We start from the raw sequence: 22348 nt of genomic DNA on the forward strand, positions 1-22348 counted from the left end.
AAACCCGTCCACCTATTGCGTAGCCGCATTATCCTGTTGTTGTGCGGTTGCGTCCAGAGTATCGACTCCGCCCGCCAGGCGGGTCAACAGTATCGAAATGCGGGCACCGCCCTCGCGGCGGTTCGCGAGATCGATACGCCCGCCGTGCTCTTCAACGATCTTGCGGACAATCGCCAATCCTAACCCAGTCCCGTGCGACTTGGTGGTGACATAAGGTTCGAAAGCCCGCTGCATGACCTGCGGAGAGAACCCCGGCCCGGTATCGGCCACCGTGAACCGCAGCGCCAGGTGCTCCTCGCCGTCGCCCTGCCTCGCACGGGTCAATTGCGTCGACACACGCACTTTGCCGTCCTTTTGGTCCACGATGGCATCCCGCGCATTGGCCAGCAGGTTGTGTATGACCTGGCGCAATTGCGTGGGATCGCCTTCGATGGCCGGCAGGCCCGGTTCGAGCTCGACCTCAAGGTTGAGGGAATTCACGTGATCGCGCAACACGCCCTCCACCGGATCCCAGCCGTACAAGGACAACACATCGGCCACCAGATCGTTGAAATCGATGCGCTTCATGACGGCCGGCGGCGTACGCGCGAACTCGCGGAAATCGTCCACCATGTGCTTCAGCGACGAGACCTGGTTGACGATGGTGTTGGTGGAGCGCTCCAGCATGCGGCGGTCATTGGGCTCGAGCCGGTCGGCCAGCTTCATGGCAAGGCGTTCCGCGGAAAGCTGGATGGGCGTCAACGGATTTTTGATTTCATGGGCCAGCCGGCGCGCGACCTCGCCCCAGGCCACCGCGCGATTGGCCGACATCAGTTCGGTGATGTCGTCGAACACCACCAGGTAGCCGTTGCCGCGCCCGTCCACGCGCAAGTGCGTACCGCGCGCGAGCAGCGTGACGGTCTGCGGCGCGCCGGCCGGCTGCGCGGCCGGACTGAGCTGGATTTCGAACTGCTGCTGCCAGTGCAGGCGTTCGGACCCCACCGCGGTATGCGCGGCGAACGCCTGCCGCACGATTTGCGCGAACGGCAGCATGCCCTCCACGGTTTCCAGCGGCCTGCCGATTACCGAGCGCAGGTCCGCCTGCAGAATGGTCTGCGCGCCCTGGTTGACCGTGGTGACGCGAAAACTTTCGTCGAAGACCAGTACACCGGAGGACAGGTTGGACAGTACGCTTTCCAGATATACGTTCGAACGCTCGAGCTGCTGCCTGTTGCTTTCGACCATGCGGCGCGCCTCGTCCAGTTGCCGCGTCATGGCATTGAAGGAGCGCGTGAGCTGGCCGACTTCGTCGCGTTCCGGCGGCTCAGGCAAGGGGCGGTAGTCGCCGATGCCGACCGCCTGCGTGCCGGCGGCCAGCCGCAACAGCGGACGCACCAGCCGCTTGGACAGCGACAGCGCCACGGCAATGGCGGTGAATACGGAAACCAGCAGCGCCAGCGTCAGGGTGATGCCGTAGAGCTTGCGCAGCCCCAGCCGTGAAATCGCCAGTTCCTGGTAATCGCGAAAGCCCTGCTGCACGCGGTTGGCATTGTGCGCGATCTGTTCCGGCACGGGCTGAATCAGCTGCAGCCAGCGCGGTTCGCCGCCGGAGTTGCCCAGCGTGTCGAAGCGATCGGGCGCGATGAGCGGAATCACTACCCGCAAGTGCAGGCCGCCCTGGCCGCGGTCCAGCGGGTCGTCGGCCTCGGCGGCGGAATAGCCGCGCGACAGCCGCAACTGATTCAGGACCGTGGCGGGCGGCAGCTCGGGCAGCAATTGGCCGTACTGATTCGTCGAAAAGGCGATCATCCGGCCACTGCCGGTGAACACCATCGCTTCCTGCACGCCGTTGGCTTCGCGCAGGCGGGTCAGCGTCAGGGCGATACTGGTATCGCTGGAGCGGTTCAATTCCGTGGCCATGGAACGGGCCCGGGCGTCCAGGTCGGCCAGCAGCGAGTCCAGCGCGGCGCGGCCCAGATTCAGGCCCGATTCCAGCGCGCTATCGACCCGCACGTTGAACCAGGACTCGATGGACCGCGACATGAATTGCACGGACAAGGTGTAGATCAGGGCGCCCGGCACCACGCCGATCAATGCGAAGGCCAGCGCGAAGCGCGCCGTGAGCCGCGCGCCGAACTGACGCCGCCGTATCTGCCGCACCAGCTTGACCGTCAGCGCCACGACCCAGGCGAACAGCGCCAGCGCGACCACGCCGTTCAACAGCAGCAAGGCATCGTAGTAGCGGGCCAGGCGCGATGCATTGCCGGTGGACCAGGCCAGCAGCCCCAGCAACAGCATGCCCGCCAGCGCGCCCGCGACCAAGGCGATGCGCAGGAGCATTCTCATCGCTTGTCCCCCGATGGGTCGGCGATGGCGAAATCGAAGTCCTTCCAAGGCGTGGCCACGGACCAAGAGCTGCTGTTCAATGCGTTGACCTGGAAGGGCCGGGCCAGCATGGAGGTGTCCAGGCGCAGGCGCAGGCGGCCATCGTAGCGTACACCCGTGGACAGATCGCCGGCCTCGGCCACGGACCAGCCGCGTATATGCCGCACCATGTCCATTGCGGCGTCCAGAGACTGCACCGGCAGGTTCAGCTCTCCGACACCGGCGCGCCACTGCCGGGTCAGGGCGTTGTAGATGATACGCCACGTCATGCTGGTATCGGCCACGGTAGTATCGAGCCACCACCAGCGCGAACGCGTGATGACGATGTCGGCCGTGAAATAAAGGGGAACGCCGCGTTCGGCGGCCTCGCGCAGCTGGTCGTTCAATTCGAAACGGATGTCGGCATCGATTTCGACCTTGCCGTTGCGGATGACGGGGTCGACATTGAGAACCCTGGGGTCGGCCGCCCGCGCCGCGGCCGCCCAGGGCAGCGAGAGCACGGTGGCCAGCAACAATAGAAACAGGCGCGTGGAAATGGGCATACGAGGAATCAGCGCTGCGACCCTACTATTCTTGGCGATTCAGGTGGCCTTGGCAAACAAGGCATAGAAAAAGCCGTCATGCTGCGCTGTTTCTGTTGCGCCAGCCGCCACTGGCAGCAGTTGGCCCGGCGCCTCCAGGCGGTGGGCGTCGGCATGGCGCGCGGCGAACGCGGCGGCCTGGCGTTCGCCTTCTTCCGGGAAGACCGAGCAAGTGACATACAGCAGTCGCCCGCCCGACGCGACGGTGCGCCACAGCGCGTCGACGATGCGCGTCTGCAGCTTGACGGTGCGCGGGACGTCATCGGGCCGCCGCAACCAGCGGATATCGGGGTGGCGCCGCACGATGCCGGACGCCGTGCACGGCACATCGGCAAGCACCGCGTCGAACGGCCGTCCGTCCCACCAGTCATCCGGATTGGCGGCATCGGCCGCGCGCAGCGACACGCCTGGCGTATCCAGGCCCAGGCGGCGCAGATTGTCGCCAACGCGCCGCAGCCGCCCCGCATCGGCATCGAGGGCCAGCAAATCGATATCGGCCAGTTCGAGCAGATGCGCCGTTTTGCCGCCCGGCGCGGCGCACGCGTCGAGCACGCGCATGCCGTCCTTGATGCCCAGCACCGGCGCCGCCAGCTGCGCGCCCGCGTCCTGCACGGACCACCAGCCGTCCTCGAAGCCCGGCAAACGCTGCACCGGCCGGGGCTGGGCCAGGACGATGCCGGCCGCGCCGGTCGGCTGGCCGTCGACGCCGGCCGCCAGGAATGCAGCCAGTACCTGTTCGCGCGTCGCGCGGCGGCGGTTCACGCGCAGCGTCATGGGCGCCGGTACGTTGGCCGCCGCCAGAATCGATTCCCATGCGTCGGGATAGGCCGAACGCAGCTTGTCCACCCACCATTGCGGGTGATTCCAGCGTGCCTCGATCTGGCGGCTCAGTTGCGGCAGCAAAGTGTCGCGGTCACGCAGGAAAGACCGCAGGGCACCGTTGACCAGCCCTTTCAGGGGCGCCACGCGGGGCAGGCGCCCGGCCGCTTCCACCGCCTGGTCGACCACCGTGTACGGGGCGTAGGCGGGAGCACTGGCGGCCGGCGTCCCGGCGGTCTCTGGCGCGATCGCCTGGGTAATCCCGGGCGGCACGTAAAAGGGCGCCTGCGGCGCGTCTTCGACCGCCGCCGCGCCCGCGGGCCCGGGGAGCAGCAAGGCCAGGCCAACCAGCAACAGCGCTTCGGCCAGGGGTTCGGGCGGCGTGCGCGGGACCAGGATGCGGCGCGCGGCACGCGCTTCGCCCAACCGGCGCATGGTATGGAAGGACAGCGCCTGCGTACCGGCGCGCAATGGCGCGGGCACCTGCCCGATGGCGTCCGTCATGGACCGCCCCGCCAATACGGCTCGCACAACGCCGGCACTTTCCGCGAGCAAATCGCGCAATGGGGCGGCGACGGCCGCCGGCGAGGATGTGGAGTCGGACATGGGACGGGAAAGACCGGTATGCGGAACCCCTAATGGTACCTGCTCACCGGGCGGCACGCCGGCGGCCTATTCCCCATAGAACCGCTTGCGCGAGCAGCAGGGGCGCCACGCTGAATGCAAGGATGACCGACCACATGCCGGCGGATGGCGGGCCTATCTGCAGCAGATAGGCCGCGGCGGGCAGATAAGGCGGAACCGCCAGCAGCACGGCGCACAGCAGCAGCGCGCCCCATAGCCAGCGGTTCCGCGTGATCTCGTTCACGACCGGTCCGGACCCCGCGCCGCGCATGTTCAGCACATGCCATAGCTGGGCGAAGGCCAGGGTCAGGAACGTCACCGTGACCGATTGCCGCGCGTCCAGGCCCAGCCAGCGCGTCGCGGCCAGTGCGCCGAACGTGCCGGCGCTCAATGCGGTTCCGTAAAGCACGATCGCCAGCCATTGCCGTCGACCCAGTATCGGTTGGCGGGGATCGCGCGGCGCGCGGCGCAGGACGCCGGCCTCGCCCTCGCCCATCGCCAGCGCGAAGGCCGGGAATACATCGGTGACCAGGTTGAGATAAAGGATCTGCAACGGCAGGAGCGGCAAAGGCAGCCCCGTCAACACCGCCAGCCCGACGGCCATGACTTCGCCGAGATTGCATGACAGCAGGTAAACGACAAAGCGGCGGATATTGCCGTAGATGATCCTGCCCTCGCGGATTGCCTTGACGATGGAGGGAAAGGCATCGTCAAGCAGGACCATGGCGGCTGCCTGGCGCGCGACGTCGGTGCCGCGCATGCCCATGGCGACACCGATATCGGCCTGCCGCAAGGCGGGCGCGTCGTTGACGCCGTCGCCCGTCATGGCGACGATTTCGCCCGCGGCCTGATACGCCTTGACCAGGGCCAGCTTTTCAGCCGGGCTTACCCGCGCGAAGATGCCGATCCCGCGCAAAGCGGCCCAGCCCTCCGCGATCAGGTGCGCGACGTGCCTGCCCTCGACAATACGCGCGGCATCCAATCCGACGGCGCGAGCGATGCTGCCCGCGGTCACCGCGTGATCGCCCGTTACCATCACGACGCGGATGCCGGCCTGACGGCAGTCCCGGATCGCCTGCGGCACATCCGCACGAGCGGGATCCTCCAGGCCGACCAAGCCCAGCAGCACCAGCCCGGCGTAGGGTTCGGCGTCCGCGCGGGTATCCATCTTCATCGCGCAGGCCAGCACGCGCAGCCCGTGTTGGCCGAGCCGGTCGGCACGGGCCAGCCACTCGGCCCGCATGGCATCATCGAGCGCCGCTTCGCCCTCGATGCCTATCGCGCGCGTCGCGGCGGCGACGACCGCCTCGGGCGCGCCTTTTACCGAAAACAGATACCCGTCCCCGCTTTTGTGTAGGGTCGCCATCATTTTGGTCGCGGGATCGAAGGCATACTTCTGGACGACGGGATGGCCGCGCAGCAGCGCAGCGCGCCTGATGCCTGCCTCCAGCCCGGCGCGCAGCAGCGCGACCTCCATGGGGTCGCCCGTGCCGCCGCTACCGTCGGCACGATCCAGGTGGGCATCGTTGCAAAGCACGCCCACCCGCAGCAGCGCCGCGACCTGGGCGTCACCGGCCGGCCAGGGACGCTCACCGGCCTTCGGGCGGGCGGACGCCAGGTCCACATCGCCGGAACCGACGCACAGCCGGCGCACCGTCATGCGGTTCTCGGTCAAGGTACCGGTTTTGTCAGTCAGGATGACAGTCGTCGCCCCCAGGGTCTCTACCGCGGACAGACGCTCCACAAGCGCGTTCTGCCGCGCCATGCGCCACATCCCGCGCGCGAGGGCCAGCGTCGCGACGATGGGAAGGCCCTCCGGTATGGCCGCCACGGCCAGCGCGATGGCTGCCTCGATCATGGTGAAAGCGGCCCGGCCCGCGAGCAGCCCTGCGGTCCCGATGGCGACCGCCACGGCCAGCGTCACCCAGCACAGCTGCGCGGACAGCCGGGCCAGATGGCGCTCCAGCGGCGAATCGCCCGGATGGGCATCCACGACCAATCGCGTCACCTTCCCGAGCTCGGTCGACAAGCCGGTGGCGACGACGACCCCTGCGCCGCTGCCGCGCGTGACGGCGGTGCCCTTGAACAGCATGCAGACGCGATCGCCTATGCGCGCGTCCGCGACCACCGGACTCAACTGCTTGTCGACCGGGATCGATTCGCCGGTCAGGGCGGATTCGTCCGCGGCAAGACGCGACGCTTCGATCAGGCGCAAGTCCGCCGTCACCGCGTCTCCTGCATCCAGCAGCACGATATCGCCCGGCACGAGCTCCTGCGCCGGGACCAGGCGGACCCGGCCATCGCGCCGGATGCGCGCGGTACGGCCACCCAGCGCGCGCAGCGCCTCTATCGAGCGCATGGCCTTCAATTCCGTGGCGAAACCGATCAGGGCATTGACGACGAGTACGGCCGCGATGGTAAAGCCCTCTTCCAGCTCGCCGAAATAAAAACCCAGCGCGGCCGCGCCGCCCAGCAGCCAGACCACAGGGCTTTTGAATTGATGCAGCAGCAACCGGGTCATGCTGGCGGCGCGCGGCGAGGCGATGATGTTCGGCCCGAAGCGCTGGCGACGCGCGGGGACGTCCTCGTCCCGCAACCCCTCCGCGCTGGCGACGCGCAGCCGATGGAGCAGCTCCGTCACCCCCAGGGTGTGGGGACGATCGGGCACCGCCATGCCGGCGGCGCCGTCCAGGCCTAAGGGCTGATCCATGGGTCGACTCGCTGTTCACGATGGATGCGCCGCGGGTCCAGGTCTTTGCGCTGCCGATGGGGATGAAGCGCCCTGAGCGTTCGCGGCCGGTGCCCCATGTGTACCGCCCTGCGCGCCGGACGTTATTGATCTCGAACAAGGCCAAGGTCGATCCGGCCCGGCCGACGATCGGATCGGAAACTTCGCCTTCGCTCGAGCGGTATGAGGGCGAGAATAGGTTTGTTTCATGCATGCCGGCCTGGCACCTGCCGCGCCGGCCAGCGCCCTAGCGGGGTGCCATGCGGCGCAGCGTATCGTCCCTGACGACGAAGTGATGCCACAGCGCCGCCAGCGCGTGGGCCCCGATGACGAAATAAAAGGCGTTGCCGATCAGCTCATGCGCTTCCTTGATGACGCCATGCAGCAGCGGCCAGGCCGGCACAACCTGGATGGACCACCCCAGGCCCGGCACGACCACCGGGTAGCCGCCTGTGTTCAGCATCAGTATGCCCAGTATGGGTTGGGCCACGAGGAAGACATACAGGGCCGCGTGCGCGGCACCGGCCAGGCGGCGCAGCAGCGGCGTCTCGTTCGCAGGCGGGGGCGCGCGCCGGAAGGCCCGCCAGGCCAGCCGTGCCACCGACAGCGTCAGGATGGCAAGGCCCGCGCCGATATGCACGGACGTCCACAGCGACCGTGAGGGGGTTCCGGACGGACCGCGGATTTCGATGGCCAGATAGGCCAGGCCCACGAGCACGGCGGTCAGCCAATGGAAAACGATGGATAGCCGATCGTAGCGGGGCGCGGCCAACGCGGCGGCCGGCGCATGGAAGGTTGTATTGGACATGGCGTCTGGTGAGCGGACTCAGTTTGAACTTTGGGTGGGATAGGGAGGAATGTCGATCCTGACCTTCAGACCGACGGGGGGCGATGCGTGGGCATCGGACAATGCGATGCGGGCCTGCCAGCGGTTCACGATGGCCGCGACGATCGAAAGACCCAGGCCGGAGCCGCTTTGGCGGCTGCCGACGATCCGGTAGAAGCGGTCGAAGACGCGGTCGCGTTCGGCCGGCACGATGCCGGGGCCGTTGTCCTCGACCTCCAGGACAGTTCCCGAGGTGTCCCCGCGCAGGCGCAGATCGACGCGGCCGCCCGCGGGGGTGTAGCGGATGGCGTTGTCCAGCAGGTTGCGCGCGAGGGTGGCCAGGTCGACCGGCGTCGCGGCGATCCGCACGGCATCGTCGATCTGCACGCCCAGGTCGATGGAACGGGCTTCGGCCATCGGCAATAAGTCTTCCACGACGCGCGATATCACGGCTTTCGCATCGATCAGCGGGGCCGGCCGCGGCGCGGCGTCCTGCGAGCGCGCGAGTGACAGCAACTGCTCGGCCAGCGCGATCGTGCGCCGCAGGCCGCCGCGCAACTCCGCCAGGCGTGCGGCGGCGTCCGGCGATACCTGCGCGGCCGACACGTTGTCCAGTTGCACCGACATGGCCGCGAGCGGCGAGCGCAGCTCGTGCGCCGCATCGGCCACGAAACGCCGCTGCATCTCCATGGACTCGCGCACGCGGCCCAGCAGGCCGTTGATCGACGCGACGAAGGGCCGGATCTCGTGCGGCACCTGCGTGTCGTCCAACGGGCGCAGATCATGATGGATGCGGGCGTCGATGCCGCGCGCCAGGCGCGAGACGGGCAACAGGCCGCGCCGTATCATCAAGGCGATCGCGGCGATCAGCACGGGAATCAGGATCATGAAAGGCACCAGCGTGCGCCACCCGCTGCCGCGCGCGAGCTCATCGCGCGCGGCGGTGCGCTGGCCGACGGCCAGCCTTTCGCCGGACCGCAGCTGGGTGACGTAGAAACGCCAGCGGGCGCCGTTCGCATCCAGGGTCTGGAAGCCATCGGGCAGATCGCCGGGCAGGCTCAGGCTGCCCGGCCATGCCGAGGCGCGGGCTTGTCCTCGATCCAGCAGCTGGATCACCACCGCGCGCTTGCGCATCTCGTGATCGTTGGCGAATGGCATCGCCGGCGCCATGGGCGAGAGCGCGTTCTGGTCCATCAGCGCCGCAACCTGCCGCAGCTGCGCGTCCTGGTATTCATTCGCCTCATGGATGGCGGTGAAGAAGGAAGACACGCCCGCGAGCACCGCCGCGACGGCGACGATGGCGGCCAGCCAGCAGGACAGGTAAACCTGTAGCGAAACCTTCATCGGGCGCTCGCGACGCTCCATCCCAGCCCCCTGACATTGCGTATGGCCGCGCTGCCCAGCTTGCGGCGCAGGCCGTGGATAAGGTATTCGACGGCATTGCTTTCAACCTGCTCGTTCCAGCCGTAGACCCGCTCTTCGAGCTCGTGGCGCGACAGGATGGCCCCCGGACGCAGCATCAGGGCCTGCAGCAGCGCGAACTCCTTCGCGGTCAGCCGGACCTCCTGCCCGTCGATGGAGGCCGCGCGGCGCACCAGGTCCAGGCTAAGGTGGCCGTTGGTCAGCACGGACGCGGCACTGCCCGCCTGGCGGCGCATGACGGCCCGCATACGGGCCACCAGCTCGGCGGTTTCGAAAGGCTTGGCGATGTAGTCGTCCGCGCCCATGTCCAATCCGGCAACGCGATCCGCCAGCGCGTCGCGCGCCGTGATGACCAGCACGGGCAGCGTGTCGCCCCGGCGCCTGAGCTCGGCCAGTACGCTCAATCCGTCGCGGCCCGGTAGGCCCAGGTCCAGCAGCACGAAATCGTAGTCATGCGTGGCCACCGCCACCAGGGCGGCTTCGCCGTCCGCCACGTGGTCGACGGCGTAGGCTGCATCGCGCAGGGCAATCAGGACGGCAGAAGCGATCATGGGGTCGTCTTCGACCAGCAGGACTCTCATGCCTGGAATTCCGGTTCGTGGTTCATCGGTCGGCAGCTTAGCGGCGAATACTTAGCGCCGACTTAGGAAAACGCCGCCGGGGCGGCGCGTTGCCCATTAATTCCCTATGGATATATATTTATTATCGAATGTAATATACGAAAAAATCGCAAGCAGGGGGCAAGAATGAAGGGACAAGCCACGGGCGCGCAGCCGCGCCAGGACGCGCCGCGCCGGGCGGCATACCGAAGATGCGCCGCTGTGCTGCTCGCCTGTTCCGCCGCGTCCGGCGATCTGGCCGTCGCGGCGGATGGCATGCAGACCGGACGCGGCATCGCCGACAACGGCATCAATGGCGTCGCGGCCTGTGCGGCCTGCCACGGCGCGAAGGGCGAAGGCAACCCGGCGGGCGGCTTTCCGCGCCTTGCCGGACAAGGCGCGGAGTATCTCGCCAAGCAGTTGGATGACATCGCCGACGGCGTGCGGCCCAGCCCGCTCATGGCCCCGATCGCCAAAGGCCTGGACCCGGCGCAACGCAAGGCCGTAGCGGCGTATTACGCCGGCCTGCCCCCGCCCTATTCCGCCGCGGCGGTAGAGGCTTCCGCCGACGCGGCCGTTACGCCCGCCCAGCGCGGCGCGTGGCTGGCTACGCGGGGAGATTGGGGCAGGAATCTGCCCGCGTGCAACCAGTGCCATGGACCGGGCGGCGTGGGGGTCGGCGCGGCCATCCCCGCGTTGGCGGGACAGTCCGCGGATTACCTGGCGAACCAGTTGAAGGCCTGGCAGGCGGGACGCCGCTCGCCGCTGCCGCTGGGCCTGATGCCCGCGATCGCCACGCGGCTAAGCCCCCAGGACATCGATGCCGTCTCGGCGTATTACGCCGGTCTGCCGGGAACACCGGCCGGTGCCGCGGCAAAAGCGGGAGACAAACATGAATGACACCGCACTGGCCGCCCGCGAGGCACGCGGCGCAGGCCGCCCGTCCTTCGCGCATATCGCCGCCGCAGCCGTCCTCCTCGCCCTGCCGCTTGCCGCCCTGGCCGCGGAGAAAGCGCCCGTCTTCCAGCCCCCGCCGGAGTCGGCCATACCGGATAACGAATTCGGCAAGGTCGTGAGGGAAGGCGAGCGGATCTTCATGAACACGCCCCAGCACGCGGCCCAGTACGTCGGCAACAACCTGAACTGCGCCAGTTGCCACCTCGATGCGGGCCGGCGGCCGGATTCCGCGCCCATGTGGGCGGCGTACGTGGTCTACCCTGCGTATCGCAGCAAGAACAAGCACGTGAATACCCTGGCCGAGAGAATCCAGGGCTGTTTCATGTACAGCATGAACGGCAAGGCGCCGCCGCAGGACGATCCGGTCATGACCGCGCTGCAGACCTATATGTTCTGGCTGGCGAGCGAGGCGCCGACCGGCGTGAAGCTACCCGGCCAGGGCTATCCCAAGCTGCCCCAGCCGGCCCTGAAGGCCGACTACCTGCGCGGGCAGGAAGTCTACGGGCAGAACTGCGCGCTATGCCACGGTGCCAACGGCGGAGGCCAGAAAACGCAGGACGGTCGCTGGGTATTTCCCGCCCTTTGGGGCGCGGATTCGTTCAACTGGGGCGCCGGCATGCACCAGCTGGGCAACGCCGCGGGCTTCATCAAGGCCAATATGCCGCTGGGCCAGGGCGGCCTGCTGTCCGTGCAGGAGGCCTGGGACGTCGCCTATTTCATGAATGCGCACGAGCGTCCGCAGGATCCGCGCTATCGCGGCGACGTCGCCGAGACCCGCAGGAAGTATCACGATGACAGCGATTCCCTGTACGGTCTGGAGGTCAATGGACAGTTGCTCGGGGCTCATGCCCCACCCGCGGGCGGACGGTTGCGCGGCGCCACGCCATAGCACGCCGGAAGCCAACCGCGGATAGGTCAACCCTGGCGTTCGACCCGCGCGAAGCGGGCGCTGTCGGCCGGCGTGGCGGGACCTTTCGGCCGGGCCGCGGGCGTGGGCGTGGGCGTGGGCGCGAGTATGCGCACGGGCGTGGGCGCGGGGATGTCCGCACCCGTGGACGGCGCCGCGGGATCGCCGCAGAAAACCGTGTACAGGCAGTCCAGCAGGGTTTTGATGCGGGGATCCGCGATGCTGTAGAACACCGAACGGGCCTGGCGTCGCGTCCTCACGAGGCCGTTCTGGCGCAGCTCGGCCAACTGCTGCGAAAGACCCGGCTGCCGCAGGCCCAGGGTGCGCTCCAGCGTTGCCACCGAACATTCCTCGCGCGCGATCTCGCACAGCAGCAGCAACCGTATCGGGTGCGCGAGCAGCCGCAGGATCTCGGCGGCCTCGGGGACCGCCGCCTTCATGGCGTCCAGTGCGTTGCCCGTGGTGTCGCCCATGCCGCCGCTCACGGCTTTCTCCAGCGGAAGTACCAGGATTCGCCGTCATCCGGCGCGCAGGCCAGCGCCGCGGCCGCATCGGCCGGTGCCGGTTCGAGCAGCCGTTCGCCAGGCTGCCAGCCCTCCGGCGTGGACGCCCGCTCGCGGTCGCCCGTCTGCAGCGCGGCCACCAGCCGCAGCAATTCCTCGATGGAACGGCCGATATTCGCGGGATACCAGCTCATGGCGCGCACGATACCCTCAGGGTCGATCACATAGGTCGCGCGCGCCGTCGAACTGTCCGCCGCGGTGGCGTCGACCATACCGTAGCCACGCGCGATCGCCATGGAAGGATCCTCGACGATGGGGAAGTCGATCTTCACCCCGAAGCGGGCATGGATATCGTGGATCCATGCGAGATGAGAAAACAGTCCATCGACGGACAAGGCCAGCAGGTCGCAGCCCAAGGCGTCGAAGCGCGGCTTGGCCTGGGCGAAGGCGATGAATTCGCTGGTGCAGACGGGAGTGAAATCCGCGGGATGCGAAAACAGCATCAGCCATCGTCCGCGGTAGTCGCCCAGCGCGACCTCGCCCATGGTCGTGCGCGCCTTGAACCCGGGGGCGGGCTCATTGATGCGCAGCGGAGGATGGGAAACGGAGGGGGACAGGTCCATGGCGATCACGCGGCTGAAAGAGCGCCAATGCTACCGCGCCGGCGGCTGGCACCCCCAAACAACTGGACTCGGAACATTTACTATATTACATTAACTATGTAATTGGTATGTCCAAGAGATCCCGGAGACCGCCATGACGCTCCATCACTCCGACCCCGCGGTGCGCGATGCCATCGCGATCGTCAACGCCGCGCGCCAGGGAGAACAGCCCCGGCCCCACATCGATTCGTTCTTCGACGAAGCCACGTTCACCGCCAGCCACATCGTGCGCGACCCCGACTCGTCCTGGTGTGCCGTTATCGATAGCGTGCTCGACTTCGATGCCGCCAGCGGCCGCACCGCCGATACTTCCGCCACGCGGATCGCCGACCATGTGCGGGCAAACGGACTGCACGCCCAATGGCAGCTGGAAACCCATGCACACGCGGATCACCTGTCCGCCGCGCCGCTGCTGCAGCAGCGCCTCGGCGGCCGGTTGGCCATCGGCCGGCACATCACCGCCGTGCAGGAAGTCTTCGGCAAGATCTTCAACGCCGGGTCGGATTTCGCCCGCGACGGTGGGCAGTTCGATCATCTGTTCGAGGATGGCGAACGCTTTTCCGTCGGGGCACTGCAAGGCATTGCCCTGCACGTGCCGGGACACACGCCGGCATGCATGGCGTACGTGATCGGCGACGCCGTATTCACCGGCGATACCCTGTTCATGCCGGACTACGGCACGGCGCGCTGCGACTTTCCCGGCGGCGATGCCCGCACGCTGTACCGGTCGATCCGGCGCCTGCTGGCATTGCCCGACGAGACCCGCGTATTCCTGTGCCACGACTACAAGGCGCCGGGCCGCGACACCTACGCCTGGGAAACCACCGTAGGCGCGGAACGCACCGGCAACATCCATGCGCGCGAAGGCATCGGTGAAGACGCGTTCGTCGCCATGCGGCGCGAACGCGATGCCGGGCTCGCGATGCCCAGGCTGATACTGCCTTCCGTGCAGGTCAATATGCGTGCCGGCCATCTGCCCGAACCCGAAGCCAATGGCGTGCGCTATCTCAAGCTTCCCCTGAACGTCCTTTGACAATGGCACCCGCACCTCTTTTCTGGCTCTGGCCCGTGGCAGGCGGCACGCTGATCGGCCTGTCCGCCGCGCTATACCTGGTATTCGCCGGCCGCATCGCGGGAATCTCCGGGATGGCGGCCTCCGCCGCCGGCATCGCGGCGGGACGATGGCAGGCCATGCCCGCCGTATTCCTGGCCGGCTTGATGCTGGGGGCGGTGGCCGCCAGCCAGTTCGTCAGGTCTCCGGTCCTTTCCATGACGGCATCCTGGCCGCTGATCGCCGTCGCGGGCCTGCTGGTCGGCTTGGGCACGCGGATGGGCTCGGGCTGCACCAGCGGCCACGGCGTATGCGGCCTGGCCCGCCTTTCGCCGCGCTCCATCGCCGCCACGATCACCTTCATGGTGGCGGCGGCCATCACCGTCTATATCGTCCGGCATGTCGCGGGAGGCAACCCATGAAGTGGCTCGTCGCCCTGTTTTGCGGGGTTCTGTTCGGCGCCGGGTTGGCCATCTCGGACATGATGAATCCCGCGCGGGTCCTGGCGTTCCTGGATGTCGCGGGCGCATGGGATCCCTCCCTGGCGCTGGTCATGGCGTCCGCGCTGGTGCCCTCGACCCTGGGCTACCTGTATGCGCGCAAGCGAGGCCGCACGGTTCTGGGCGACCCGCTGCAGATCCCGCCCAGGGGCCCGGTCGACATGCGCCTGCTGGCCGGCGCGGCCATCTTCGGGATCGGTTGGGGCCTGGCCGGCTTGTGTCCGGGGCCCGCGATCGCCGCATTGACGGTATTGGATCCGCGCTTCTTTCTCTTCGTGATCGCCATGCTGATAGGCATGGCCCTGCAGGGCGCCTGGCAGGCGCGCCCGGGCTCACGCGGCGGCCGGTCCTGAAAGCATTACACGGAGCAATCATGCGTATGGAAACCAAGGAAAGCGCGCCGGCATCCGGCCCAACGTCGGCCACGCCGGGCCTGATCGCGAAGGACGGCGTGCCGCCACGCGGCATCAGGCACTTCGACGTCGTGATCGTCGGCGGCGGCTCCAGCGGCATCGCCTGCGCCGCCAGCCTGCTGCGGCGCCGCCCGCAATTGGGCATTTGCCTGATCGAACCCGCCACGGAGCATTATTACCAGCCCGGCTGGACCCTGGTCGGCGCGGGCGTATTCTCGCCGTCGCATACCGTGCGGCCGATGCGCTCGGTGATCCCGGAGGGCGTCGCATGGGAACGCCAGGCCGCCGCCGGATTCGATCCGGATAACGACGAGGTGCTCCTGCAGGACGGCAGCAGGATGCGGTACCGCGTCCTGGTTGCCGCGCCCGGCCTTAAGCTCGATTGGCAGGCCATCCCGGGCCTTGCCGAAGCGCTGGGCCAACATGGCGTGACCTCGAACTACCGCTATGACCTTGCCCCCTATACCTGGAAACTCGTACAGGGACTGCGTGGCGGCAACGCGCTCTTTACCCAGCCGCCCATGCCGATCAAATGCGCGGGAGCGCCGCAGAAAGCCATGTACCTGTCGGCCGACCACTGGCGCAGGCAAGGCACATTGCCGCAAACGCGCATCGAGTTTCACAACGCCGGCGGCGTCCTGTTCGGCGTGCCGGCGTATGTGCCGGCGTTGATGGAATACGTGACGCGGTATGGCATCGGGCTGAACTTCGGCTCCACGCTGGTGGCCGTCGACGGTCCGGGCCGGACCGCGACGTTCGCGCACACCGACGGCGACGGCAAGCGTACGGAAACGGTACGGCCGTTCGATATGCTGCACGTGTGCCCGCCGCAAACGGCACCCGATTTCATCCGCGCCAGCCCGCTGGCCGCGGCCAGCGGCTGGATCGACGTGGACCCGGCAACCCTGCGCCATGCGCGATGGAACAACATCTTCGCGCTAGGAGACGCCGCCGGGACGACCAACGCCAAGACCGCCGCAGCGGCCCGCAAGCAGGCCCCCGTCGTGGCCGAGAATGTCATCGCCACCCTGGAAAAAAAGCCGCTTTCCGCCGCCTACGATGGCTACGGATCCTGCCCATTGACCGTCGAGCGAGGCAAGATCGTGCTGGCCGAATTCGGCTACGGTGGCAAGCTATTGCCCAGCTTCCCGACATGGTTGATCGATGGCCGGCGCCCTTCGCGCCTGGCCTGGTACCTGAAGTCGGAGGCCCTGCCGGCGATCTATTGGAAGGGAATGCTCAACGGCCGCGAATGGCTTGCCGCGCCGCGGCGCCTGGAGCCGGCGCGGGGGTGAGCGGGCGCCGCCGAGCCGGACATTGCCCGGGCCTCAGCCGCGCCACATCAGCACGGCGGCAACGACGGTACAGACCGCGGCGAACACCCGCTGCAGCGCCGTCTGCGGCACGCGGGGCGCCAGCACACGGCCGACCGCCATGCCGGCTACTGCCGCCGCGACGAAAGCCCACTGCGCGCCCGAGATCGACAGCCCATGCGCGGCCGCCGAGACGACGGTCGCCGCCGATACCAGCGCAATCACCATCAGCGATGTGGAAACGATGCTGTGCATGCGCGCGTCGCTGAAATGGGCCAGCGCCGGCACGATGATGAATCCGCCCCCCACGCCCAGCATTCCCGTGCATAGCCCGGAGGCCGCGCCGATCGAACCCAGCGTCGTCGCCGCCCGCCGGGTCCAGATGAACCTTCCCGTTTCCGGCGACAGCCGGCACGCCTTGCCGGTGGGCGCCGAGGTATGGCCGGCGTCGGCGGTACGCGGCAGCGACTGCCGGAACATGCGCGCCGCGACCAGCAGCATGACCGCCGCGAATCCCCAGTTCAGCCATGCCGGGGGTACCTGGTGCGCCAGCCTGAGCCCGACCGGGGCGGCAAGCCCGCCCGCGACCGCCATGAACAGCGCGGCTTTGTAGCGGACCAGCCCGCGGCGCAGGCCTTCCGCCGCCCCCACCGCCGCGGCCGCGCCGACGGCGATCAGGGCGACCGGGGCCGCCTGGGCCAAGGTCATGCCGAGTCCGAACATCAAGGCGGGGACGGCCAGTATGCCGCCGCCCGCGCCGGTCAGCCCCAGCGAGATGCCGATACATAAGCCGAGCAACGTGGCGATCATGATGCGATTTAATGACTTTAGGAAATAAGCTTATTATTAAATATAATTAGCCATTTATCAAGATCGCGTAAGTGTCTCTTTGCTTCACCGGCGGCATTCGATATTCGCGACGATGCCCGCGGAGGCCCACGAAAGGCCCTCTTCCCACGGGCTGGCCGCGGCAGGCACGGCAGGGCGTAAACCGCCGGCGCCGACCCTTCGATGCGGAAGCCTGGATGCCCCCGGCTCGACTACGTTGTTAGGCGCAGCCACTAACGGCTACGACCGGGTAAACGAGGCTGCGTCGCCCTAAGCCGGCCGCGTAGCCTTCGCGATGTCAGCGTATGGCAATCCGGCGGCGCCTCCTTTTCGGCTCATTAGCGGCCCGGCCCGCGCTGCCTGACAAAAGCCTCACGGTTGCTGCTCTCATAAATCGATGTCGCCCCCCGAACGCGGATACGGGACGGTTACGCGGCTCTCGATCCGGTTCCTGCGTGAAACCCACCTAGGAGCGCTGACATGAAGCAACGAATTCTGGAGAGCCTGTGCGTTTCCGCGACCCTGCTGTGGGCCGCCCCGGCGCTATGCCAGACCGGCAGCCAATCGCAGTCCGGCGGCCGCTCGCCCAACATCCTCGTCATCATGGGAGACGATATCGGCTGGTTCAACGTGGGCGCCTACCACCAGGGCATCATGGCCGGCAGGACGCCGAACCTGGACAGGATGGCAACGGAGGGAATGCGCTTCACCGACTATTACGCGGAAGCCAGCTGCACCGCCGGCCGCGCCAACTTCATCACCGGCGAGTTGCCCATACGCACGGGCCTGACGACCGTGGGGCAGGCCGGATCGCCGCTCGGGATTCCGGCGGAAGCGGCCACCATTGCCACGGTCCTGAAATCCATGGGCTACGCGACGGGACAGTTCGGCAAGAACCATCTGGGCGATCTCAATAAGTTCCTGCCGACCGTGCATGGGTTCGATGAGTTCTTCGGCTATCTCTATCACCTGGATGCGATGGAAGACCCAGCCCATCCGAATTATCCGCAGTCACTCAAGGACACGGTCGGACCGCGCAATATGGTGCATAGCTGGGCCACGGACACCGACGATACGACCGTTCAGCCGCGCTGGGGCAAAATCGGCAAGCAGAGGATCGAAGACGCGGGCCCCCTCTACCCGAAGCGCATGGAAACCGTCGACGACGAGATCCGCGACTCCGCCTTGAAGTTCATCGACAAGGCGCACACCGACGGCAAGCCGTTCTTCGTCTGGCTCAATCCCACGCGCATGCACGTGGTCACGCATTTGTCGGAGCAATACCAAAAGATGCGGACGCCCGAGAACGGCTGGTCCGTCTATGAAGCCGGAATGGCACAGCTCGATGACGATGTCGGCCAGGTGCTGAAGAAATTGAAGGACCTGGGCATCGACGACAACACCATTGTCGTGTTCACCACGGACAACGGCGCGGAGAATTTCACCTGGCCGGATGGCGGCCAGACGCCGTTCGCGGGCGGCAAGGGCACGGCGCTGGAAGGCGGCTTCCGCGTGCCGGCGATCCTGCGCTGGCCAGGCAAAGTCCCGGCGGGCAAGGTCGAGAACGGCATCATGTCCGGCATGGACTGGTTTCCGACCTTCGTCGCGGCCGCCGGAAACCCGAACATCGCCGAAGAGCTCAGACAAGGCAAACAACTGGGCGACAGGACGTACAAGGTTCACCTGGATGGATACGACCAGACCGCGCTGATCACCGGCAAGGGACCGTCGGCGCGCCACGAAATCATCTACTTCACGGAAACCACGCTATCGGCGGTGCGAATCGACGACTACAAGTACCGTTTCACGGACCAGCCCAGCGGATGGCTGGGCGGCACGATAAAGGTCGACTGGCCCATCCTGTCCAACGTGCGGCTGGATCCTTTCGAGCGAACCGGCATTCCAAGCGCGAACGGCGGATCGCTCAATTACTACAGCTGGTTCATCTACGAGTTCTGGCGCTTTCAATTCGTGCAACAGGAGATCGCCAAGCTCGCAGAAACGGCCCTCGAATTCCCGCCCATGCAACGGGGTGCGAGCTTCAATCTGGACGCCGTCAAGGAACAGATCCAAAGAGCCATGGAATCCCATGCGGGCAATTGAGCCCGCCGCCCTCCTGGAGCCCAGCCATGAAGCTTGCAGCCAAATCACGGTACCTGTTGCTGGCGGCGGCCAGCCTGATCGGCGTCGGCCTGGCGATCGGCGCCTCCCGTATCCTCGCGTCCGGCGAACACCGCGAGCCGCGGGTGGGCGATGGGGTCTCCGGTCCCGCCGGTATGGTGTGGATCGAAGGCGGGACTTTCCAGATGGGCAGCGACGCGCGCCCGGCCCAGCCGAACGAGCGGCCGGCCCATCCGGTGAAGGTGCACGGGTATTGGATCGACCAGCATCATGTCACCAACGCGGAATTTCGCCGGTTCGTCGAAGCGACCGGGTATGTGACCACGGCGGAGCGCAAGCCGGATTGGGAAACATTGCGGGTCCAGCTGCCGCCCGGCACCCCGCGGCCGCCGGATGCGGCCCTGGTAGCGGGAGGCATGGTGTTCGTCGGCACGTCGGGCCCCGTCGCGCTGGACAACATCGCGCTGTGGTGGCGCTACGTGCCGGGCGCGGACTGGCGGCACCCCCTGGGCCCGGGCAGCAACATCGACGGAAAGGACGATCATCCGGTGGTCCAGGTCTCGTACGAAGATGCGCTGGCCTACGCGAACTGGGCGCACAAGCGCTTGCCGACCGAAGCGGAATGGGAATACGCCGCGCGCGGCGGATTGGAGCAGGCCACTTACGCCTGGGGCGACGACTTCGCGCCGGACGGCAAGCAGATGGCCAATGTATGGCAGGGGCAGCAGAAGCAACCTTTTCCCGTCGCTTCCGCCAATACCCGGACCTCCCCCGGCACCAGCCCGGTGGGGACATTCCCGCCCAACGGCTATGGACTGTCCGATATGACGGGCAACGCATGGCAGTGGGTGGCCGATTGGTATCGCGCCGACCAGTTCGCGCGAGAGGCGGCGCGGGGCAAGCCCATCGTCGATCCCCGCGGCCCGACCGATAGCTACGACCCCTACGAGCCTGGCGTGCCGGCCAACGCGCCGAAGCGCGTGACCCGCGGCGGATCCTTCCTTTGCAACGAGTCGTATTGCCTTAGCTATCGGCCCAGCGCCCGGCGCGGTACCGACCCCTACAACAGCATGTCGCACCTTGGCTTCCGATTGGCGATGGACGACGCCCAATGGAATCAGCAAGCCAGTCGCCCGGCCGCCGCCGCGCGCACCCTGGCCGGACGATAGGCGCCACGATTCAAAACACGCCGGATTGGAATCTGCCGGCGCGGCGATCGCATTCGCGCATCGAACCGAAACGGACAAAATTCGTTGAAGAGGATTCGCGCTCTCCAGCGGACGGGAAGCCACGTTACGGTATGCTTTTGGCACCGTAACGGCATAGAACGTGTACGCCCCTCGTGACCCTCGCGTCGGCGTTCCGACTTCCACCTCCCAAGAGGCCACTCGATGACTGACTCCAGCGGTACGACGGGCAGAGCGATCGTGCTTGAACAGTTCGGCTCGCCCGATGCGATGAAGGTCGAAACCACGGCGATTCCCGAACCGCTTCCCTTTGAAGTGCAATTGCGCCAGACGGCAATCGGGTTCAACTACATCGATGTCTATCAGCGCTCGGGAAAATATCCGCTGCCGCTTCCCACGGGCATCGGCCATGAAGCCGCCGGTATTGTCGAGCGTGTCGGCCGCGATGTCGCCGGATTCCAGGCCGGCGATCGCGTGGTGTATATGAATGCCGGCATAGGGGCGTATGCCGATCGCCGCAATGTGGACGCCAACCGGCTGGTCAGGATTCCGGACGGCATCACCGATGAAGTCGCCGCCGCGATATTTTTCAAGGCGATGACGGCGCAATATCTCCTGAGAAAAACCTATCGCGTCGGCGAAGGCGACATCGTGCTCGTTCACGCTGCCGCGGGCGGTGTGGGGCAGATCCTGAGCAGTTGGGCGAAATCGCTCGGCGCTTATGTGATCGGCACGGCCGGCGGCCCGCAGAAATGCCAGACCGCGGTTCAAGCGGGTTGCGACGTCGCCATAGACTACAGCCGGCCCGACTGGGTGCAAGAAATCATCGATGCCTCGCAAGGCCGCAAGGCGAATGTCGTCTACGACTCGGTCGGCAAGCACACTTTCATGGGGTCCCTGGACTGCGCCGCCCAGTTCGGTACCGTCGTCCTCTTTGGCGCGGCCTCCGGGCCGGCCCCTTCGATCGACCCCGAGATCCTCAACAAAAAGGGCTGCCTGTTCCTGACGCGCCCCTCCGTCTTTCCCCACAACGCGGACGTGCGGACTTTCCGCGAAAACGCGCGCGACGCGTTCGAGGCGCTGGCCAGCGGGGCCATCAAGCCGAACATAGGCGCGCGGTTCCCGCTGGACGAGGCAGCCCGGGCACACGAATACGCGGAACAACGCCAAGGCGTCGGCGCGATCATCCTGGTGCCTTGATCCGCCGCCGGCCCCTGCAAGCCGATAGGAATCTTACCCCACTGACGGCCACGGAGCTCGACTCTCAAGAGCATCTTATCGTCGTAGTGGAGCAAAGCGTGGGCAAGGTTACGTTAGGGGATGGTGACAGCTAATACAAACTGAACCGCCCCGGGTTTTGCGGAGGCTCCGACTCTTGAGAGAATGGAGCCATGAGCAAGAACAACGCGAACAAATTTTCCCCTGAAATGCGCGAGCGTGCCGTGCGGCTGGTGCAGGAGCACCGCGGCGAGTATCCGTCGCTGTGGGTGGCAGTCGAATCCATCGCGCCGAAGATTGGCTGCTCGGCGCAGACGTTGCTGACCTGGGTCAAACGCCACGAAGTCGACAGCGGACAGCGCGAAGGCGTCACGACCAGCGAGCGGGAGCGGATCAAGGAGCTGGAGCGGGAGAACCGTGAACTGCGCCGTGCCAATGACATCCTGCGCACGGCCAGCGCTTTTTTCGCGCAGGCGGAGCTCGACCGCAAGCTGAAGTCGTGAAGGCCTACATCGACCGGCACCGGGGGGTCTACGGGGTCGAGCCGATCTGCAAGGTGTTGCAGGTTGCCCCGTCGGCCTATCGGCGTCATGCCGCGCGGCTGCGTGATCCGTCACGGCGCAGCGACCGCGCCCGGCGCGACGAGCAACTCAAGCCCCATGTCCAGCGGGTTTGGCAGGAGAACCACCGGGTCTACGGCGCCGACAAGGTCTGGCGGCAACTGA

General features: G+C 67.0%; 19 protein-coding genes, 1 pseudogene and 1 other annotated feature. Of the genes and pseudogenes, 10 read left to right on the forward strand and 10 right to left on the reverse strand.

The annotated features are described in order from the left end of the window. Positions 1-12 precede the first annotated feature (12 nt). From ACO1P8_RS03050 to ACO1P8_RS03080, 7 genes are all read right to left on the reverse strand, one after another. On the reverse strand, positions 13-2325 hold the full coding sequence (locus ACO1P8_RS03050; protein ID WP_486294451.1) for a sensor histidine kinase: 2313 nt from the start codon (positions 2323-2325) through the stop codon (positions 13-15). Next, a complete protein-coding gene (locus ACO1P8_RS03055; protein ID WP_486294452.1) occupies positions 2322-2906 on the reverse strand; it encodes a DUF4390 domain-containing protein in 585 nt (194 codons plus the stop codon). Before ACO1P8_RS03055 ends, ACO1P8_RS03050 begins: the two co-directional genes overlap by 4 nt. A gap of 39 nt (positions 2907-2945) precedes the next feature. Further along, entirely contained in the window at positions 2946-4370 is a 1425-nt protein-coding gene (rsmB, locus tag ACO1P8_RS03060) for a 16S rRNA (cytosine(967)-C(5))-methyltransferase RsmB (protein WP_486294453.1), read from the reverse strand. Between the two features lie 43 nt (positions 4371-4413). Further along, positions 4414-7098 (reverse strand): cation-translocating P-type ATPase, encoded by a 2685-nt coding sequence (locus ACO1P8_RS03065; protein ID WP_486294454.1) that lies wholly within the window; start codon positions 7096-7098, stop codon positions 4414-4416. A gap of 265 nt (positions 7099-7363) precedes the next feature. After that, positions 7364-7924, reverse strand: coding sequence for a cytochrome b (locus ACO1P8_RS03070; protein WP_486294455.1), 561 nt, complete (start codon positions 7922-7924; stop codon positions 7364-7366). 18 nt (positions 7925-7942) lie between these two features. Beyond that, positions 7943-9286, reverse strand: a complete 1344-nt coding sequence (locus tag ACO1P8_RS03075; RefSeq protein WP_486294456.1) for an ATP-binding protein — start codon at positions 9284-9286, stop codon at positions 7943-7945. Beyond that, a complete protein-coding gene (locus tag ACO1P8_RS03080; protein WP_486294457.1) occupies positions 9283-9945 on the reverse strand; it encodes a response regulator in 663 nt (220 codons plus the stop codon). Before ACO1P8_RS03080 ends, ACO1P8_RS03075 begins: the two co-directional genes overlap by 4 nt. A 165-nt stretch (positions 9946-10110) precedes the next feature. On the opposite strand from ACO1P8_RS03080, the gene ACO1P8_RS03085 reads away from it, so the two are divergent. Together ACO1P8_RS03085 and ACO1P8_RS03090 are read left to right on the forward strand one after the other, a co-directional pair. Then, on the forward strand, positions 10111-10863 hold the full coding sequence (locus tag ACO1P8_RS03085; protein WP_486294458.1) for a c-type cytochrome: 753 nt from the start codon (positions 10111-10113) through the stop codon (positions 10861-10863). After that, complete coding sequence (locus tag ACO1P8_RS03090; protein WP_486294459.1) at positions 10856-11809, forward strand: c-type cytochrome; 954 nt, start codon at positions 10856-10858, stop codon at positions 11807-11809. Before ACO1P8_RS03085 ends, ACO1P8_RS03090 begins: the two co-directional genes overlap by 8 nt. A gap of 26 nt (positions 11810-11835) precedes the next feature. On the opposite strand, the gene ACO1P8_RS03095 is transcribed toward ACO1P8_RS03090, so the two are convergent. Together ACO1P8_RS03095 and ACO1P8_RS03100 are read right to left on the reverse strand one after the other, a co-directional pair. Further along, positions 11836-12312 (reverse strand): ArsR/SmtB family transcription factor, encoded by a 477-nt coding sequence (locus ACO1P8_RS03095; protein ID WP_486294460.1) that lies wholly within the window; start codon positions 12310-12312, stop codon positions 11836-11838. Beyond that, positions 12309-12953 carry a peroxiredoxin gene (locus ACO1P8_RS03100; RefSeq protein WP_486294461.1) on the reverse strand — a complete coding sequence of 215 codons (645 nt, stop codon included), beginning with the start codon at positions 12951-12953 and terminating at the stop codon, positions 12309-12311. The genes ACO1P8_RS03095 and ACO1P8_RS03100 overlap by 4 nt, the downstream gene beginning before the upstream one ends. Before the next feature lie 133 nt (positions 12954-13086). On the opposite strand from ACO1P8_RS03100, the gene ACO1P8_RS03105 reads away from it, so the two are divergent. The 4 genes from ACO1P8_RS03105 to ACO1P8_RS03120 are packed head-to-tail and all read left to right on the forward strand — an operon-like array spanning position 13087 to position 16251. Then, positions 13087-14025 (forward strand): MBL fold metallo-hydrolase, encoded by a 939-nt coding sequence (locus ACO1P8_RS03105; RefSeq protein WP_486294462.1) that lies wholly within the window; start codon positions 13087-13089, stop codon positions 14023-14025. Positions 14026-14027: 2 nt separating this feature from the next. Next, positions 14028-14465: a YeeE/YedE family protein gene (locus ACO1P8_RS03110; protein ID WP_486294463.1), complete on the forward strand. Its 438-nt coding sequence runs from the start codon at positions 14028-14030 to the stop codon at positions 14463-14465. Next, the gene (locus ACO1P8_RS03115; RefSeq protein WP_486294464.1) at positions 14462-14896 is read left to right on the forward strand and encodes a DUF6691 family protein; all 435 of its coding nucleotides are present in this window, start codon (positions 14462-14464) and stop codon (positions 14894-14896) included. Before ACO1P8_RS03110 ends, ACO1P8_RS03115 begins: the two co-directional genes overlap by 4 nt. A gap of 26 nt (positions 14897-14922) precedes the next feature. After that, positions 14923-16251, forward strand: a complete 1329-nt coding sequence (locus tag ACO1P8_RS03120) for an NAD(P)/FAD-dependent oxidoreductase (protein ID WP_486294473.1) — start codon at positions 14923-14925, stop codon at positions 16249-16251. Between the two features lie 33 nt (positions 16252-16284). On the opposite strand, the gene ACO1P8_RS03125 is transcribed toward ACO1P8_RS03120, so the two are convergent. Beyond that, on the reverse strand, positions 16285-17079 hold the full coding sequence (locus tag ACO1P8_RS03125) for a sulfite exporter TauE/SafE family protein (RefSeq protein WP_486294465.1): 795 nt from the start codon (positions 17077-17079) through the stop codon (positions 16285-16287). 498 nt (positions 17080-17577) lie between these two features. Here ACO1P8_RS03125 and ACO1P8_RS03130 point away from each other — a divergent pair, with 498 nt between their 5' ends. The 4 genes and pseudogenes from ACO1P8_RS03130 to ACO1P8_RS03145 all read left to right on the forward strand — a co-directional run. Next, the gene (locus tag ACO1P8_RS03130) at positions 17578-19200 is read left to right on the forward strand and encodes an arylsulfatase (protein WP_486294466.1); all 1623 of its coding nucleotides are present in this window, start codon (positions 17578-17580) and stop codon (positions 19198-19200) included. A 26-nt stretch (positions 19201-19226) separates the two neighbouring features. Further along, positions 19227-20387, forward strand: a complete 1161-nt coding sequence (locus ACO1P8_RS03135) for a formylglycine-generating enzyme family protein (RefSeq protein ID WP_486294467.1) — start codon at positions 19227-19229, stop codon at positions 20385-20387. Between the two features lie 222 nt (positions 20388-20609). Next, a complete protein-coding gene (locus ACO1P8_RS03140; RefSeq protein WP_486294468.1) occupies positions 20610-21605 on the forward strand; it encodes a quinone oxidoreductase family protein in 996 nt (331 codons plus the stop codon). Between the two features lie 191 nt (positions 21606-21796). Further along, a pseudogene (locus tag ACO1P8_RS03145) lies at positions 21797-22348 on the forward strand (transposase); the annotation flags it as partial. Next, positions 22081-22197 (forward strand) — a sequence feature (AL1L pseudoknot). Its footprint overlaps the pseudogene before it by 117 nt.

Source organism: Bordetella sp. (genome assembly GCF_057362025.1).